The sequence below is a fragment of the Variovorax gossypii genome (assembly GCF_003965815.1).
In the GTDB taxonomy this organism is placed as follows: Bacteria; Pseudomonadota; Gammaproteobacteria; order Burkholderiales; family Burkholderiaceae_C; genus Variovorax; species Variovorax gossypii.
In genome coordinates, this window is the sequence record NZ_RXOE01000010.1 from 135,737 (window position 1) to 150,840 (window position 15,104).

Genomic DNA, 15,104 nt, shown 5'->3' on the forward strand with positions numbered 1-15,104 from the left:
GAACGCTGAGGTAGCGTCAGCGGCCCTGCTGGCGCAGGGTCGCCTCGAGCGCATCGATGAACATCGCCGGCACGTCGAAGCCGGTCTGCTCGGTGATTTCCTGGAAGCAGGTCGGGCTGGTCACGTTGATCTCGGTGACCGAGTCGCCGATCACGTCGAGCCCGATCAGCAGCAGCCCGCGCGGCGCCAGCGCGCGGCCCACGGTCTCGGCGATCTCGCGGTTGCGCGGCGTGAGCGGCTGCGCCACGCCCTTGCCGCCCGCGGCCAGGTTGCCGCGCACCTCGGTGCCCTGCGGAATGCGCGCCAGCACGAAGGGCGCCGGCTCGCCGGCAATGATGAGGATGCGCTTGTCGCCCTGCGAGATCTCGGGCACGAAGCGCTGCACCATGATGGTTTCGGCGCCGTCCTTGTTGAGCGTCTCGACGATGGAGCCGAGGTTCAGCGCATCCTGCTTCACGCGGAAGATGCCCATGCCGCCCATGCCGTCGAGCGGCTTCAGGATGATGTCGCCGTGCTCGGCGTGGAAGTCGCGCACGGCCTGCGCGCTGCGCGTCACCAGCGTGGGCGTGACGAACTGCGGAAACTCCATGATCGCCAGCTTCTCGGGATGGTCGCGCAGCGCGCGCGGCTTGTTCACCACGTGCGCGCCTTCCCGCTCGGCCTGCTCCAACAGGTGCGTAGCGTAGATGTACTCGGCGTCGAAGGGCGGGTCCTTGCGCATGAGCACGGCGTCGAAGTCCTTCAGCGCCTTGGCCTCGGTGATGTCGATGCGGTACCAGTCCTTCGCGTCGCCGGTCAGCGTGATCTGCTGAACCGTGGCCGTGACCACGCCGCCCGATTTCCACTGGATGTCCTGCGGCAGGCAGGCTGCGATGCGGTAGCCGCGACGCTGCGCCTCGCGCATCATCGAGAAGGTCGTGTCCTTGTAGATCTTGAAGTGATCGAGCGGATCGGCGACGAAGAGGATGTTTTTCATCAGGCGTTCTTTCTTGCGTTGCCGGGGCGCGGCGGCCATTGGCATGGATGTCGGGGCGCGATGTTGCCGGAAGCGGCGATGTCCTTGCCGGCGGGGGCTTTTTTCTCTTCAGCCCGCCGCGGCCAGCCGGGCCGCGCAACGCGCATCGGGTGATTGTGCCGGGAGCTCGCAGGCGCAGGATTGTCAACAATCTGAGACCCATAACGTCAACCATCCGGCACGGGAATTGCGTGCCTGCGACTGCGACAACTCCCGGAGAACCTCGTGGACACATCCTTTTCGCAAGGCGGCCCCGCGCTCGATCCCGCCGCCGTGGTCGACGAATTCCTGCGCCTGGTGATGATTCCGGACCCGCAGTCGGCCTCGCGCTTCACCGCGCCCGACATCCGCATCCGCTTCACCGGCAATCGCCCGATGCATGCGCCTGCCGACACCTCGGCCTTCAATGCAAAGCGCTATGCATGGGTGAAGAAGAAGATCGAGCGCACCGAAACGGTGGCCGGCGGCACGCCCGAGGAAACGGTGGTCTACAGCCTCGGCACGCTCTACGGCGCATGGCCCGACGGCACGGCCTTCGAGGGCAACCGCTATGTCGACCGCTACGTGGTGCGCCACGGCCTGATCGTGCAGATGGACGTCTGGAACGACAGCGCCGAATGGCTGCTGGTGCGCGCCGGCCTCGCGGTGCTGTGAGGCCACCGGCATGAGCACGCGCTGGCCCGACCGGCTGCCCACGCACGACCGCTTCGACTACCGGCCCATCACGCGGCGGCCCGACTACACCTGGCCGAACGGCGCGCGGCTGGCGGTGTACATAGGCTTCAACGTCGAGCACTTCGCCTTCGGGGACGGGCTGGGCGCATGCATCGGCCCCGCCTCGCCGCAGCCAGACGTGCTCAACCACGGCTGGCGCGAGTACGGCAATCGCGTCGGCGCGTGGCGCTGCCTCGAGCTGTTCGACGCGCTCGCGTTGCCGACCGGCGCGCTCGTCAACACAGCGCTGTACGACCACTGCCCGGAGCTGGTCCAGGCGCTGGTGGCGCGCGGCGACGAACTGATCGGCCACGGCCACAGCAATGCGGAACGCCAGGGCGTGCTCGACGAGGAGCACGAGCGCGCGCTGCTGATGCGCTGCCGCGAGCGCATGCTGCGCGAAAGCGGGCAGGCGCCCGCGGGCTGGCTTTCGCCGTGGATCTCCGAAAGCGCCCTCACGCCCGACCTGCTGGCCGAGACCGGCTACGGCTACACGCTCAACTGGTGCCACGACGACCAGCCGCTGCGCATGCGCACGCGCGGCGGCGGTTCGCTGTGGTCGGTGCCGTACCCGCAGGAGCTCAACGACATCCCGATGATCGTCGGCCGCCTGATGGACGCCAGGGACTTCAGCGCCATGGTGGTCGACAACTTCGAGGAAATGCTCGATCAGTCACGCGCGCAGCCGCTGGTGATGGGCGTGGCGCTGCATCCGTACATCGTGGGGCAGCCCTACCGGCTGAGACACCTGCGCACCGCGCTGGCGCGCCTGGCTCAGGCGCGGGACCGGGGCGATATCTGGTTCACCACGCCGGGGGCGATCGCCTCGCATGTGGGCGAGATCGAGAGGGAGCGGCCAGGGGAGTTCGGCTGAGCCGCGCACCCGGCCTCAGATCTCGATCTTCGAGCCCAGCTCCACCACCGCGTTGTTCGGCAGCCCCAGGAAGGCGGCCGCCCCGCTCGCGTTGTGGTGCATCTGCGCGAACAGCTTCTCGCGCCACGGCGCCATGCCGCTGCCCAGCGTGGGAATGACGACGTCGCGCGACAGGAAGTAGCTGGTGGTCATCTGCTCGAGCTGGCAGCCGCGCATGCGGGCGTTCTCGAGCGCGCGCGGCAGGTCGATGTCGTTCTTGAAGCCGTAGTGCACGATGATCTGCCAGCAGTGGTGGCCCAGTGCCTCGATCTCGATGCGCTTGTCCATCGGGATCCACGGCACCTCGTGGTTGCGCACGGTGACGAACATGTTCTGCTCGTGCAGCACCTTGTTGTGCTTGAGGTTGTGCAGCAGCGCATTCGGCACCACGCCCGGCTCGGCCGTGAGGAACACCGCCGTGCCGTCGACGCGCGCGGGCGGGCTCACGAACACCGAATCGAGAAACGACTTCAGGTCGATGGCGTCGGCGTGCTGCGCCTCGCCCATCAGGCGGCGGCCTTCCTTCCACGTGATCATCAGCGTGAAGACGAAGCCGCCGATCAGCAGCGGGAACCAGCCGCCCTCGAAGAGCTTGAGCAGGTTCGACGCGAAGAACAGGAAGTCGACGATGAAGAAAAGCGCGGTGGAGCCGATGCACAGCGCCAGCGGCAGCTTCCACGCGTAGCGGATCACGAAGAAGGTCAGCACCGTGGTGATCAGCATGTCGGTGGTCACGGCGATGCCGTAGGCCGCGGCCAGGCTGCTCGACGAACGGAACATGACCACTGCCAGCACGATGGCCACGAACAGGCCCCAGTTGACCAGCGGAATGTAGATCTGCCCCGCCGTGCGCACGCTGGTGTGCTCGATGTTCAGGCGCGGCAGGTAGCCCAGCTGGATGACCTGGCGCGTGACGCTGAAGGCGCCGGTGATGAGGGCCTGCGACGCGATCACGGTCGCGGCGGTGGCAAGCAGCACCAGTGGAATGAGCGCCCATTCGGGCGCCATCATGAAGAACGGGTTCTTCACCGCCTCGGGGTTCTCCAGCAGCAGCGCGCCCTGGCCGAAGTAGTTGAGCGTGAGCGCCGGCATCACCACCGAGAACCACGCGATGCGGATCGGGCTCTTGCCGAAGTGGCCGAGGTCGGCGTACAGCGCTTCGGCGCCGGTCACGCACAGCACGGTGGCGCCAAGCAGGATGAAGCTGGTGCCCGGGTTGTCCCACATGAACTTCAGCGCGTAGAACGGGTTCAACGCCTTCAAGATCTCGGGGTGGTGCAGGATCTGCGACACGCCGAGCACGGCGATCGCGAGGAACCAGGTCAGCGTGATCGGCCCGAAGAACTTGCCGATGCCCGCGGTGCCGCGCTTCTGCACCACGAACAGGCAGAACAGCACGACCAGCGTGAGCGGAATGACGTAGTGCGTGAAGTGCGGCGACACCACTTCCAGGCCCTCGACCGCCGAGAGCACCGAGATGGCCGGGGTGATGACCCCGTCGCCGTAGAAGAGCGATGTGCCGAAGATACCGACCACCAGCAGCAGGTGGCGCAGCCTGGGCTTGTCGGCCACCGCGCGGGAGGCCAGCGCCAGCATGGCGACCAGGCCGCCCTCGCCTTCGTTGTCGGCGCGCAGCACGAGCACGACGTACTTTATGGACACGATGACCGTGAGCGTCCAGAAGAACATCGAGAGGATGCCGTAGACGTTCTCGACGGTGAAAGGCACGTGGCCGTGGCCGAACACTTCCTTGACGGCGTACAGCACGCTGGTGCCGATGTCGCCATAGACGACGCCGATGGCGCCGACGATCAGGCCGGCTGAGAGATTTTTGGGGGCTGACACGAGGTCGATGGGAAAAGGACAGGCTGCTGGAATCGACGCGTCAGTCAGGCACGCCGGGGTGCGAAAGGCGAACTTTAGTCCACCTTCTTGCCCTCCCGCCCTTTTGTTTCCGTTGCTGTGGGGCCGCTATTTTGCCGTTGCCCGCCGCCTAGGCAAGCCGCCCCCGGCAATCATTCGTAGATTTCGGCGTCCGGATCGGTCGCTTCCATCTCGTAGCTGGCGGCCACCATGGCCAGCCGACCGACCACGCCGTACATGTAGAAGCGGTTGGGTGCACTAGCGCCAGGCTTGGCTCCCGGCTGTGGCAAGTGCGCACTTTCAGAAAAGGCCAGCGGCACGAAGCTCGCGCCCGGCAGCTTCAGGTTCTCGTCGGCGGCGCGCTCGGAATGCACGCGGTAGAAGCCCCCGACCACATAACGGTCCATCATGTAGACCACCGGCTCGGCCACGCCGTTGTGCACGCGCTCGTTGGTGAGCACGCCTTCCTGGACGATCAGCTCAGTGGGCTCGCGCAGGTCGCGGCCAGCACCCGTCCTGGCGGCTGGGGCAATGCTGGCGGCGCCGGTACGCGGCTTGCCGATCAGCGCCTCGACGTCCTTGGCGTCACGAACCGTCACCACGCCCGGGCTGCCGCTTCCGCTGTGGCCACCCTTGACGACCACGAAGGGCTTCTCGTTGATGCCGTATTCCTTGTACTTGCGACGCACCTTGGTCAGCACCGCGTCCACATGGCTCGTGAGCACGTCGATGCCGCGGCCCTCGGCCACGTCCACGCCTTCGGCCCGCGCATAGATCGGGTTGATGAGCCACGGGTCGATGCCCAGCAGCTTGCCGAAGCGCTTGGACAGCTCCTCGTAGCTGTGCAGGTGGTTGCTCTTGCGGCGAACCGACCAGCCCGCGTGCAGCGGCGGCAGCAGGTACTGCTCGTGCAAGTCCTCGAGGATGCCGGGAGTTCCTGCCGAAAGCTCGTTGTTAAGGAGAATTGTGCAGGGATCGAAATTCTTCAGCCCCAGCCGACGCTTGCTGCGCACGACCGGCTCGAGCGTCACGGTCTCGCCGTTCGGCAGTTCGATCTTCTTGGGCGACTTGATGGCCGGATCGATCGACCCGATGCGCACATTGAGCCCCGCCATGTGGAAGATGCGCACGAGTTGCGCGACGTTGGCGAGATAAAAGGTATTTTTGGAATGATTTTCCGGAATGACGAGCAGATTGCGCGCCTCCGGGCAGATCTTCTCGATGGCCGCCTGCGCTGCCTGAACCGCCAGCGGCAGCATTTCCTTGGTGAGGTTGTTCCAGCCGCCCGGAAAGAGGTTGGTGTCGACCGGCGCCAGCTTGAAGCCCGCGTTGCGGATGTCGACGGCGCTGTAGAACGGCGGCGTGTGCTCCATCCACTCGAGCCGGAACCAGCGCTCGATGGCGGGCATCGAGTCGAGCACCCGCTGCTCCAGTTCGTTGATCGGGCCGGTCAGGGCGGTGACTAGATGCGGAACCATGCGGCGGCCTTGTTGGTTTTGTGCTTAAAGGTGGAGCGGAATTCTAGGATTTGGGGATGTACGCCCCAATGACAAGGCCGCGCGCGGACGCATCGAACCCGGGCATCAGCTCCGGACTTCGCCTTGCCCCAGCACCACGTACTTGAGCGAGGTCAGTCCTTCGATGCCCACCGGGCCGCGCGCATGGAACTTGTCGGTGCTGATGCCGATTTCGGCACCCAGCCCGAACTCGAAGCCGTCCGCGAAGCGTGTGCTCGCATTGACCATCACGCTGGCCGAATCGACCTCGCGCAGGAAGCGCTGGGCATGCACGTGGTCGCGCGTCACGATGGCGTCGGTGTGGTGGCTCGAGTAGCGGTTGATGTGGGCGATGGCCTCGTCCACGCCGGCCACCACCTTGATGCTGATGACCGCGGCGAGGTATTCCTCCGACCAGTCGGACTCGACCGCATCGACCACCTTGGCCTTCGGATCGAGCGCGCCGTCGGCCCGCAGGATGGCGGCCGCCGCCGGGTCGCAGCGCATTTCCACGCCCTTGGCCGCGAAGATGGCGGCGATCTCGGGCAGGAAGTCGTCAGCCACCGCGGCCGACACCAGCAGGCCTTCGGCGGCGTTGCAGGGGCTGTATTTCTGAGTCTTGGCGTTGTCGACGATGCGAAGCGCCATGTCGAACTCGGCCGAGTCGTCCACGTAGACGTGGCAATTGCCGTCCAGGTGCTTGATGACCGGCACCTTGGCGTCGCGGCTGATGCGCTCGATCAGGCCCTTGCCGCCGCGCGGGATGATCACGTCGACGAACTCGGGCATGGCGATCAGCCGGCCCACGGCCTCGCGGTCGGTGGTCTGCACCAGCTGCACAGCCTCGACCGGCAGCCCGGGCTCGGCCAGCGCCTCGGACACGAGCAGCGCCAACGCCTTGTTCGATTCGATGGCTTCCGAGCCGCCGCGCAGGATGGCGGCATTGCCGCTCTTGATCGCCAGGCTCGCGGCCTCGATGGTCACGTTGGGCCGGCTCTCGTAGATCATGCCGAAGACGCCGATCGGCACGCGCATCTGGCCGACGCGGATGCCGCTGGGCTGCTGCTTCATGCCGATGATCTCGCCGATCACGTCGGCCATGCCGGCGAGCTGCTCGCAGCCCTGGGCAACCGTCTCGATGACCTTGGGCGTGAGCTTGAGGCGGTCGACCATCGGCGCCGAGAGGCCGGCGGCCGTGGCGCGCTCCAGGTCCTTCTGGTTGGCCACGGAAAGCACCGGGCCGGCTTCGCGCAGGCGGCGGGCCAGCGCCTTCAGCGCCGTGTTCTTGCTGGCCGCATCGGCACGAGCCATGAGGAATGCGGCGGTCTTGGCTTGCAGGCCTAGCGCCTGCATGTGTTCGCTTACGTTGAACGCGTTCATCCGCGTATTTTCCCACGCCGACCCCGGCCCGGCTGGCGCAGGTCTTTTGGTGGCTGGAGCCGCCCGTACCGGCCGGACCGGCAGCTCAGGCGCGCCGCGCCGCGCCGCCGCAGGCGCGGCACAGCATCAGCGCGAGCCGCTGCAGGGCCTGCCAGCCGCTGGCTGGCCAGTCGGGCTGCTTCAGGCCCTTCACGATGCCGTCCACCACGTGCGCAGCGCGCAGCAGGCGGGCCAGCATGCGGTCGTCCAGCCGGGGCAGCACGCGCTCGAAGGCGCGCTCGCGCGGTCCCCAGATGCGGTTCTCGCGCAGCGCCATGGGCAGCGGGCGGCCCGAGGCCATGGCGTCCTTCACGCGCTTGAGGGCGCGGATGTCTTCGGCGATGGCGTAATGCACCAGCACCTCGGCCTCGCCCTCGGCCTGCAGGCCGTCGAGCATGCGCGCCACGCGCTGGGGGTTGCCGGCCAGCACCGCCTCGGACAGCTTGAACACGTCGTAGCGCGCCACGTTGTTGACCGCGCCCTCGACCTGCTCCCAGCTCAGCTCGCCGGCCGGGTGCAGCAGCGCGAGCTTCTGGATCTCCTGGTGCGCCGCGAGCAGGTTGCCCTCCACGCGGTCGGCGAAGAACTGCAGCGTGCGCTGGCCTTCGTCGCCGGGCATCACGCGCTGGCCCTGCTGGCCCAGCCGCTGCGCGATCCACTGCGGCAGCGCGTTGCGCTCGATGGGGTCGACCTGGATGCTCGCGCCGTTGTTCTCCAGCGCAGAGAACCAGGCGCCGGTGCGCGTGGCCTTGTCCAGCCTGGGCAACATCACCAGCGTGAGCGTGCTGTCGTTGCCGGGCGCCGATTCGGCCAGCTGCTGCAGGGCCGCGCTGCCGTCCTTTCCGGGCTTGCCCGAGGGGATGCGGATCTCGACGATCTGCTTGTCGGCGAACAACGAAAGCGAGCCCCCGGCCGCGAGCACCGCGCTCCAGTCGAAGTGCGCGCCGGCCACGGTGTACGAGCTGCGCTCGGTGTAGCCCTGCGCGCGCGCGGCGGTACGGATGGCATCGGCCGCCTCCTGCGCGAGCAGCGGCTCGTCGCCGTGGATCGTGTAGAGCGGCTTCAGGCCCTTCTGCAGATGGGCCCCGAGCTGAGCGCTGGCAAGTTGCATGGAAAAGAAAGAGCCGGCCTCAGATTTCCTTGACCGCCGCCAGCCGGCGCATCAGCTGCTGCGCAATGTCCGACTGCATGTCGCGGAACAGCAGGTCGGCTTCGCCTTCCTTGGCCAGCGCGTTGGTCTCGTTGAAGCTCAGGTCTCGCGTCTGCGAGACGTCGGTGGGCGGCAGCAGGTCCTTGCCGCCCGGCGTACGCAGCTTGAAGCGCACCTTCAGCTGCAGCTGCAGTTCGCGCACCAAGCCGGCCGAATTGGTCGAAATGACGATGCGGTTGCGATCCTCGCTCAGGATCTCGAGCACCACGTCGGCCTTGGAGGCGTCCTCTCCCGACAGCACCGTCACCGAGCCGGTCGCCCGCAGCTCACGCCTGATCTGGTTGATGATGGCCGAGTTGCCCGACACCGACAGCGACTTGAACGCGAAGACGGGAGCCTTGCGCAGCTCGAAGCCGCAGCCGGCCAGACCGAGCGAGGCACCGGCCGCCGTCAGTCCGAGAAGAAAGCCGCGGCGCGGCAGCGAGACATTGCGAGTGTTCATGCTTGCTTGGTTGATTGAGTCGTTCGTTCGGCGGTTCAGATGACCACGTTGACCAGGCGGCCCGGAACCACGATCACGCGCTTGGCGGATGCCCCCTCGGCGAAGGCCACGAAGTCGTCGCAGGCGAGCGCGAGCTTCTCGATCTCGTCCTTCGAGGCGCCGGCCGGCACGCTGAGCTTGCCGCGCAGCTTGCCGTTGACCTGCAGCATGAGTTCGATCTCGTCCTGCACCAGCGCGCTCACGTCGACCGTGGGCCAGGGCGCATCGAGCAGGCCGCCCATGTCCTTGTCGTAGCCGAGTTCGTTCCACAGCTGCTGCGCGATGTGCGGCGTGGCCGGGTACAGGCAGCGCAGCAGGATGCCGAAGCCCTCGCGCACCGCCGCCGCGTCGCCCGCGCTGCCGTCGGGCTTGAAGCCTTCCAGCGCGTTGAGCAGCTTCATCGCGCCCGACACCACCGTGTTGTATTGCATGCGCTGGTAGTCGTAGTCGACCTGGCGCAGCACGGTGTGCACCTCGCGGCGCAGCGCCTGGGCACCCTTGCCGAAGGTCTGGCCGGCGATGGCCACCGGGGCCACGTCGGCCTGCGACACGCCGAAGTTCCACACGCGGCGCAGGAAGCGGTAGCTGCCTTCGACAGCCGCGTCGTTCCACTCGAGCGTGGCCTCGGGCGGCGCCGTGAACATGGTGTACAGGCGCGCGGTGTCGGCGCCGTACTTCTCGATCAGGTCCTGCGGATCGACGCCGTTGCGCTCGCTCTTGCCCATCTTGCCGACGCCGCCGTATTCGACCTTCGTGCCGTCGGCGGTGGTGCCGCCGACGATACGGCCCTGGGCATCGAGCACCGGCGTGACTTCGGAGGGCGGGAAGTAGTCCTTGCCGCCCTTCTCGTTGCGCGAATAGAAGATGTGGTTGAGCACCATGCCCTGCGTCAGCAGCTTGCTGAAGGGCTCGTCGGCCTTCACCAGGCCGAGGTCGCGCATCACCTTGGTCCAGAAGCGCGCGTACAGCAGGTGAAGAATGGCGTGCTCGATGCCGCCGATGTACTGGTCCATCGGCATCCAGTAGTCGGCGCCGCCGGCCACCATCGCCTCGTCGTTCTTCGGGTCGCAGTAGCGCATGAAGTACCACGACGAGTCGACGAAGGTGTCCATCGTGTCGGTCTCGCGCCGCGCGGGCTTGCCGCACACGGGGCAGACCACGCCGGCATGGAAGCCTTCGTGCTTGTGCAGCGGGTTGCCCGAGCCGTCCGGCACGCAGTCGGTGGGCAGCACCACGGGCAGGTCCTTCTCGGGCACCGGCACCGCACCGTGCTCTTCGCAATGGATGATCGGAATCGGCGTGCCCCAGTAGCGCTGGCGGCTCACGCCCCAGTCGCGCAGGCGCCAGGTGGTCTGCAGCTCTCCCAGTCCCTTCTGGCCCAGCGCGTGCGCCACGGCGGCCACGGCCTCCTTGTAGGTCATGCCGCTGAAGTTGTCGGAGTTGATGGTCACGCCGCGCTGCTTGTCGCCGTACCAGTCCTGCCACTTGTGATAGTCGAAGTGCGGCTCGTCGTCGACCAGCACCACCTGGATGATCTCGATGCCGTACTTGTTGGCGAAGGCGAAGTCGCGCTCGTCGTGCGCGGGCACGCCCATCACGGCGCCGTCGCCGTAGCCGATCAGCACGTAGTTGCCGACCCACACCGGCACCTGCTCCTCGGTGATCGGGTGCATCACGGTGAGGCCGGTGGGCACGCCCTTCTTTTCCTGCGTGGCGAGCTCGGCCTCGGTGGTGCCGCCGCTCTTGCACTCCTCGATGAAGGCCGCGACCTTGGGGTCGAGCGTGGCGGCATGCGCGGCCAGCGGGTGCTCGGGCGCCACGGCGCAGAAGGTCACGCCCATGATGGTGTCGGCGCGCGTGGTGAACACGTACATGCGGCCGTCCTGGATCAGCTTGCCTCCCGCGTCCTTGATGTCATGCGTGAAGGCGAAGCGCACGCCCTCGCTCTTGCCGATCCAGTTCTCCTGCATCAGCTTGACGCGCTCGGGCCAGCCCGGCAGCTTGTGCTGGGTGTGCTCGAGCAGCTCCTCGGCGTAGTCGCTGATCTTCAGGTAGTAGCCCGGGATCTCGCGGCGCTCGACCGTGGCGCCGGTGCGCCAGCCCTTGCCGTCGATCACCTGCTCGTTGGCCAGCACGGTCTGGTCGACCGGGTCCCAGTTGACGACCTGGGTCTTTCGGTAGGCAATGCCCTTCTCGAGCATCTTCAGGAACAGCCACTGGTTCCACTTGTAGTAGCTGGGATCGCAGGTGGCGATCTCGCGGCTCCAGTCGATGGCCAGGCCCATGGCCTGGAGCTGGCCCTTCATGTAGGCGATGTTCTCGTAGGTCCACTTGGCCGGCGGCACGCCGTTCTTCAGCGCGGCGTTCTCGGCCGGCAGGCCGAAGGCGTCCCAGCCCATGGGCATCAACACGTTGTAGCCGCTCATGCGCAGGTAGCGCGTGAGCATGTCGTTGATCGTGTAGTTGCGCACGTGGCCCATGTGCAGCTTGCCGCTGGGGTACGGCAGCATCGAGCAGGCGTAGTACTTCTTGCGGCTCGCGTCCTCGGTGACGCGGTAGGCATCGGCGGCGCTCCATTGCGCCTGGGCAGCGGACTCGACGTCGCTGGGTTTGTAGCTGGGATTCATGGCGGTTCGGCAAGAGCCCGGCTCGGAGCGGCCGGGAACGCGGGATTATCGCGCCGGACTAGACTCACCCCCAGGCTGCGCGCACTTCGTGTCGCTGCGCCAACCCCCTACCGGGGGCAACACCTGCGGCCCGGCAAAGCCGGTTCCGCGGTGTTTCGCGAAAAATGCATGTCCATCTGTTACGCGACGCGGACGAAAAGCACCATGAAACTGCGCCTGAAACACCTTGCCCTGGCCCTCGCCGCCGCCGCCGGCCTCGCCGCCACACCCCTCTGGGCCCAGCAGAACGACAAGCCCCTGCGCATCGTCGTGCCCTTCGCCACCGGGGGGGCGCAGGACGTCATCGCCCGCTACCTGGGCGCCAAGCTCACAGACAAGCTGGGCCAGCCGGTCATCATCGACAACAAGGCCGGCGCCGGCGGCATCGTGGCCGCCGACGCGGTGGCCAAGGCGACCGACGGAGCCACTGTGCTGCTGGCCACCGGCGGCGCGGTCACCATCGCGCCCCACCTGCAGGCCAAGCTCCCCTACGACCCGGTGCACGAGCTGGTGCCGGTCGCCCTGGTCGCCGACACCCCCATGACGCTGTCGGTGCGCGCCGAAAGCCCCTACAAGACGGTGGCCGATGTGCTGCGCGACGCCAAGGCCAAGCCCGGCCAGGTCACCTACGCCTCGACCGGCAACGGCACCGTCTCGCACCTGACCGGTGCGCTGCTGGCCCAGGCCAGCGGCGTGAACCTGCTGCACGTGCCCTACCGCGGCGCCGCGCCGGCCCTCACCGACCTGCTGGGAGGCCAGGTGGCGACCATCGTGACCAGCGTGGCCTCGATCGAGCCCATGGTCGCCAGCGGCAAGGCCCGCGTGCTCGGCACCTTCTCGCGCGCCGCGCTGCCCAGCATGGGCTCGGCCCCGACCATCGGCGACGCCACGGGCCTGCCGGGCATGGAAGTGCCGGTCTGGGTCGGCGTGATGGCGCCGGCGCGCATGCCGGCGGCGAGCATCGAGAAGCTGTCGACCGCGCTGGTCGAGGTGTGCAACCTGCCGGAGACGAAGCAGCGCTTCGCCCAGCTGGGCGCAGTCAATACCTGCGGCGGCGCGGCGGCTCTGGGCAAGGTCGTGACCGAGGACAGCCAGCGCTGGGCCAAGGTCATCAAGCAAGGCGGAATCAAGGTTGACTGAGCCCACGGGCCGCAAATACCGCGTCGGCATCGCGGGCGCCGGGGCGATCGCGCTGGCCAGCGCGGCCTGGCTGCGGCGGGCGGGCCACGGCGTCACCGTCTGGTCACCCGGCGGACGAGGCGCGGACGCGCTGCGCACCCAGCCGCTGGAGGCCGGAGGCATCGAGTCGTTCTCGGTGAGCGTCGATGTAGCCGACGACGCGGCCGGGCTCTGCGCCAATTCCGACGTGCTGCTGCTCGCCCTGCCCGTCAACGGCCACAGGCAGGTGATGGACGCCTTGCTACCCTTCCTGCGCGACGGCCAGACGGTGATCGTCAGCTCGATGGCCTCGCTGTCGTCGCTCTATCTGCACGAAGCCGCGGTCCGCGCCGGCCGGCGGATCACCGTCGCCAGCTTCGGCACCACCGTGCTGACCGCGCGCCGCGAATCGGGTACCCAGGTCAAGGTGATGACACGGCGCAAAGCCGTCGGCGTCTCCGCCCTGCCCGGCACCCGGGTTGATGAGGCCGTCGCGCTGTGCACGGATCTCTTCGGCGAAGGCTTTTCCGCGCAGGGCAATGCGCTCGCCAGCGCCCTGGCCAACGTCAATCCGCAGTCGCACGGGCCGCTCGCGGTCTTCAACTGGACACGCATCGAGCGCGCCGAGAACTGGCCGCAGTACCACTGCATGACGCCCGGCGTGTCGCGCGCGATCGAGGCGCTCGATGCCGAGCGCCGCGCCGTGGCGGCCGCCTTCGGCATCGAAGTCGGTCCCATCGAGGCGCATTTCGCTCGCTCCTTCGGCACCCAGTCGGAAAAGCTCGCCGACATCGCCGCCGAGCTGCACGCCAAGCGCGGCGGCCCGCCGGGCCCCACGCAGACCGACACCCGCTACGTGAGCGAGGACATGCCCTACGGCCTGGCCTTCGTCGAGGCGCTGGGCGCCATCGCCGGCGTACCTACGCCGGCGACGCGCACCATCGTGGATGCGGCCTCGCTGGTCAACGGCATCGACTACCGCTGCGGGAACGACCTGATCGATCCTCTGGGCCTGGCGAACGAGACAGTCGCCGGCCTGCTCGCGCGCCTAGGCTGAGGCGTCGGCTTCCTCGGGGAACACCGGCTCCCCTAGGTTGAGCATCAGCCGGTTGGCCCAGGCGAAGATGGCCACCGAGTGGATCAGGTCGAGGATCTCCAGCTCGCCCAGCCCGACCTCCTTCAGCTTGCGGATGTCCTCGGCCGCGACCTTGTCGGGCTCCGCGCCGAGCCTTATCGAGAACTCGACGATGGCCTTCTCGCGCTCCGTGGTGCCGGCGCCCGACGGCTCCTCGAACACCTGCGAGATCACGTCGTTGCGCTTGGCCAGCTGCTCGAAGCGCTGCGCGTGCACCGAGGCGCAGTACACGCAGCCGTTGACGCGCGACTCCACCGTGGCACCCAGCTCTCGCTCGGCGCGCGGCATGCCGCCCGGGGCAAACATGATCGCGTTGAAGGCGATGGAGCGCTGCAGCAATATCTCGGGCTGGTGCGCCAGCACCAGGAAATAGGGCGAGGTGCGCGCCTGCGGGCTCATCTCGTCCAGCGCCGCCAGTTGCTCGGGCGTGGCGATGTCGACGTTCACCGTGTCGAGCCACGGCTTCCACTTGAGCACTTCGTTGGTGAAGCCCTTGATGCGGATCGGGGCGCTCATGCCGACACCTCCAGCGCGGCCATCGCCTTCAGGCCCGCGGCGACGCGGATCTGGTACGAGAGGAAGGCGATCAGCTGGCTCGTCGCCACGATGGCCGGCGTCGAAAGGCCGCTTTCGGCCAGCGACTGCACGGCAGCCCTGTCGCCTTCGATGGGCCGCTCGATCAGCTTGCCGGTGAAGGCGAGCACAGCCTGCAGGCGTGCGTCGGCCACGGGCTTGCCGGCGTCGACAGCCGAGACCACGGCGGCGTCGGCACCCTCGGCCGCGAGCCGGTCGCGGTAGTGCACCGCCAGGCTGTCCGCCTTCGACACGCGGCAGGCATGCAGCGCCACGAGCAGCCGCTCGATCACCGAGATGCCCTCGACGGAGGGGGAAAACATCGCGTCGTAGCTGCCCTGCGTGGCGGCGAGCACCTTTTCGCGCTGGCGCCGCAGCGCCCAGTTGGGCTGGTCCGGCGTCAGCGGGACGACGACATCGATCACATCGGAAACGGGTGTGCTTGTCATGGTTCGGTTTCT

Annotated in this window: 13 protein-coding genes; 4 read left to right on the forward strand and 9 right to left on the reverse strand. The window is 67.7% G+C overall.

The window, feature by feature from the left end; all coding sequences use genetic code 11:
• Nucleotides 1-16: 16 nt before the first annotated feature.
• Complete coding sequence (gene gshB, locus EJP69_RS27000; RefSeq protein WP_126473391.1) at nt 17-976, reverse strand: glutathione synthase; 960 nt, start codon at nt 974-976, stop codon at nt 17-19.
• A 264-nt stretch (nt 977-1,240) separates the two neighbouring features.
• Between gshB and EJP69_RS27005 the strand changes: the two genes are divergently transcribed.
• Both EJP69_RS27005 and EJP69_RS27010 read left to right on the forward strand, forming a co-directional pair.
• Entirely contained in the window at nt 1,241-1,669 is a 429-nt protein-coding gene (locus EJP69_RS27005) for a hypothetical protein (protein ID WP_093301570.1), read from the forward strand.
• A gap of 10 nt (nt 1,670-1,679) precedes the next feature.
• On the forward strand, nt 1,680-2,603 hold the full coding sequence (locus EJP69_RS27010) for a polysaccharide deacetylase family protein (RefSeq protein WP_126473393.1): 924 nt from the start codon (nt 1,680-1,682) through the stop codon (nt 2,601-2,603).
• 15 nt (nt 2,604-2,618) lie between these two features.
• On the opposite strand, the gene EJP69_RS27015 is transcribed toward EJP69_RS27010, so the two are convergent.
• From EJP69_RS27015 to leuS, 6 genes are all read right to left on the reverse strand, one after another.
• A complete protein-coding gene (locus EJP69_RS27015) occupies nt 2,619-4,487 on the reverse strand; it encodes a potassium transporter Kup (protein WP_093203818.1) in 1,869 nt (622 codons plus the stop codon).
• Nucleotides 4,488-4,657: 170 nt separating this feature from the next.
• Nucleotides 4,658-5,983 carry a glutamate--cysteine ligase gene (gene gshA, locus EJP69_RS27020; protein WP_093203815.1) on the reverse strand — a complete coding sequence of 442 codons (1,326 nt, stop codon included), beginning with the start codon at nt 5,981-5,983 and terminating at the stop codon, nt 4,658-4,660.
• 105 nt (nt 5,984-6,088) lie between these two features.
• A complete protein-coding gene (locus EJP69_RS27025; RefSeq protein WP_126473394.1) occupies nt 6,089-7,381 on the reverse strand; it encodes a glutamate-5-semialdehyde dehydrogenase in 1,293 nt (430 codons plus the stop codon).
• A gap of 85 nt (nt 7,382-7,466) precedes the next feature.
• Nucleotides 7,467-8,531 (reverse strand): DNA polymerase III subunit delta, encoded by a 1,065-nt coding sequence (gene holA / locus EJP69_RS27030; protein WP_126473396.1) that lies wholly within the window; start codon nt 8,529-8,531, stop codon nt 7,467-7,469.
• Nucleotides 8,532-8,550: 19 nt separating this feature from the next.
• Nucleotides 8,551-9,072: an LPS-assembly lipoprotein LptE gene (locus tag EJP69_RS27035; protein ID WP_093203807.1), complete on the reverse strand. Its 522-nt coding sequence runs from the start codon at nt 9,070-9,072 to the stop codon at nt 8,551-8,553.
• A 35-nt stretch (nt 9,073-9,107) separates the two neighbouring features.
• On the reverse strand, nt 9,108-11,738 hold the full coding sequence (gene leuS, locus EJP69_RS27040; protein WP_126473398.1) for a leucine--tRNA ligase: 2,631 nt from the start codon (nt 11,736-11,738) through the stop codon (nt 9,108-9,110).
• A 204-nt stretch (nt 11,739-11,942) separates the two neighbouring features.
• Between leuS and EJP69_RS27045 the strand changes: the two genes are divergently transcribed.
• Together EJP69_RS27045 and EJP69_RS27050 are read left to right on the forward strand one after the other, a co-directional pair.
• The gene (locus EJP69_RS27045) at nt 11,943-12,917 is read left to right on the forward strand and encodes a Bug family tripartite tricarboxylate transporter substrate binding protein (protein WP_126473400.1); all 975 of its coding nucleotides are present in this window, start codon (nt 11,943-11,945) and stop codon (nt 12,915-12,917) included.
• On the forward strand, nt 12,910-13,992 hold the full coding sequence (locus EJP69_RS27050) for an NAD/NADP octopine/nopaline dehydrogenase family protein (RefSeq protein WP_126473402.1): 1,083 nt from the start codon (nt 12,910-12,912) through the stop codon (nt 13,990-13,992). Before EJP69_RS27045 ends, EJP69_RS27050 begins: the two co-directional genes overlap by 8 nt.
• Here EJP69_RS27050 and EJP69_RS27055 read toward each other — a convergent pair.
• Nucleotides 13,984-14,586 carry a peroxidase-related enzyme gene (locus tag EJP69_RS27055; RefSeq protein ID WP_126473404.1) on the reverse strand — a complete coding sequence of 201 codons (603 nt, stop codon included), beginning with the start codon at nt 14,584-14,586 and terminating at the stop codon, nt 13,984-13,986. The two genes, EJP69_RS27050 and EJP69_RS27055, sit on opposite strands and share 9 nt — an antisense overlap.
• Nucleotides 14,583-15,092: a CMD domain-containing protein gene (locus EJP69_RS27060; protein ID WP_126473406.1), complete on the reverse strand. Its 510-nt coding sequence runs from the start codon at nt 15,090-15,092 to the stop codon at nt 14,583-14,585. The genes EJP69_RS27055 and EJP69_RS27060 overlap by 4 nt, the downstream gene beginning before the upstream one ends.
• Nucleotides 15,093-15,104 lie beyond the last annotated feature (12 nt).

What these genes read in the sequence shown, in the direction of transcription:
- gshB (WP_126473391.1), bottom strand. Translation starts at nt 976, where the DNA reads ATGAAAAACATCCTCTTCGTCGCCGATCCGCTCGATCACTTCAAGATC.
- EJP69_RS27010 (WP_126473393.1), top strand. Translation starts at nt 1,680, where the DNA reads ATGAGCACGCGCTGGCCCGACCGGCTGCCCACGCACGACCGCTTCGAC.
- gshA (WP_093203815.1), bottom strand. Translation starts at nt 5,983, where the DNA reads ATGGTTCCGCATCTAGTCACCGCCCTGACCGGCCCGATCAACGAACTG.
- EJP69_RS27025 (WP_126473394.1), bottom strand. Translation starts at nt 7,381, where the DNA reads ATGAACGCGTTCAACGTAAGCGAACACATGCAGGCGCTAGGCCTGCAA.
- holA (WP_126473396.1), bottom strand. Translation starts at nt 8,531, where the DNA reads ATGCAACTTGCCAGCGCTCAGCTCGGGGCCCATCTGCAGAAGGGCCTG.
- EJP69_RS27035 (WP_093203807.1), bottom strand. Translation starts at nt 9,072, where the DNA reads ATGAACACTCGCAATGTCTCGCTGCCGCGCCGCGGCTTTCTTCTCGGA.
- leuS (WP_126473398.1), bottom strand. Translation starts at nt 11,738, where the DNA reads ATGAATCCCAGCTACAAACCCAGCGACGTCGAGTCCGCTGCCCAGGCG.
- EJP69_RS27045 (WP_126473400.1), top strand. Translation starts at nt 11,943, where the DNA reads ATGAAACTGCGCCTGAAACACCTTGCCCTGGCCCTCGCCGCCGCCGCC.
- EJP69_RS27055 (WP_126473404.1), bottom strand. Translation starts at nt 14,586, where the DNA reads ATGAGCGCCCCGATCCGCATCAAGGGCTTCACCAACGAAGTGCTCAAG.
- EJP69_RS27060 (WP_126473406.1), bottom strand. Translation starts at nt 15,092, where the DNA reads ATGACAAGCACACCCGTTTCCGATGTGATCGATGTCGTCGTCCCGCTG.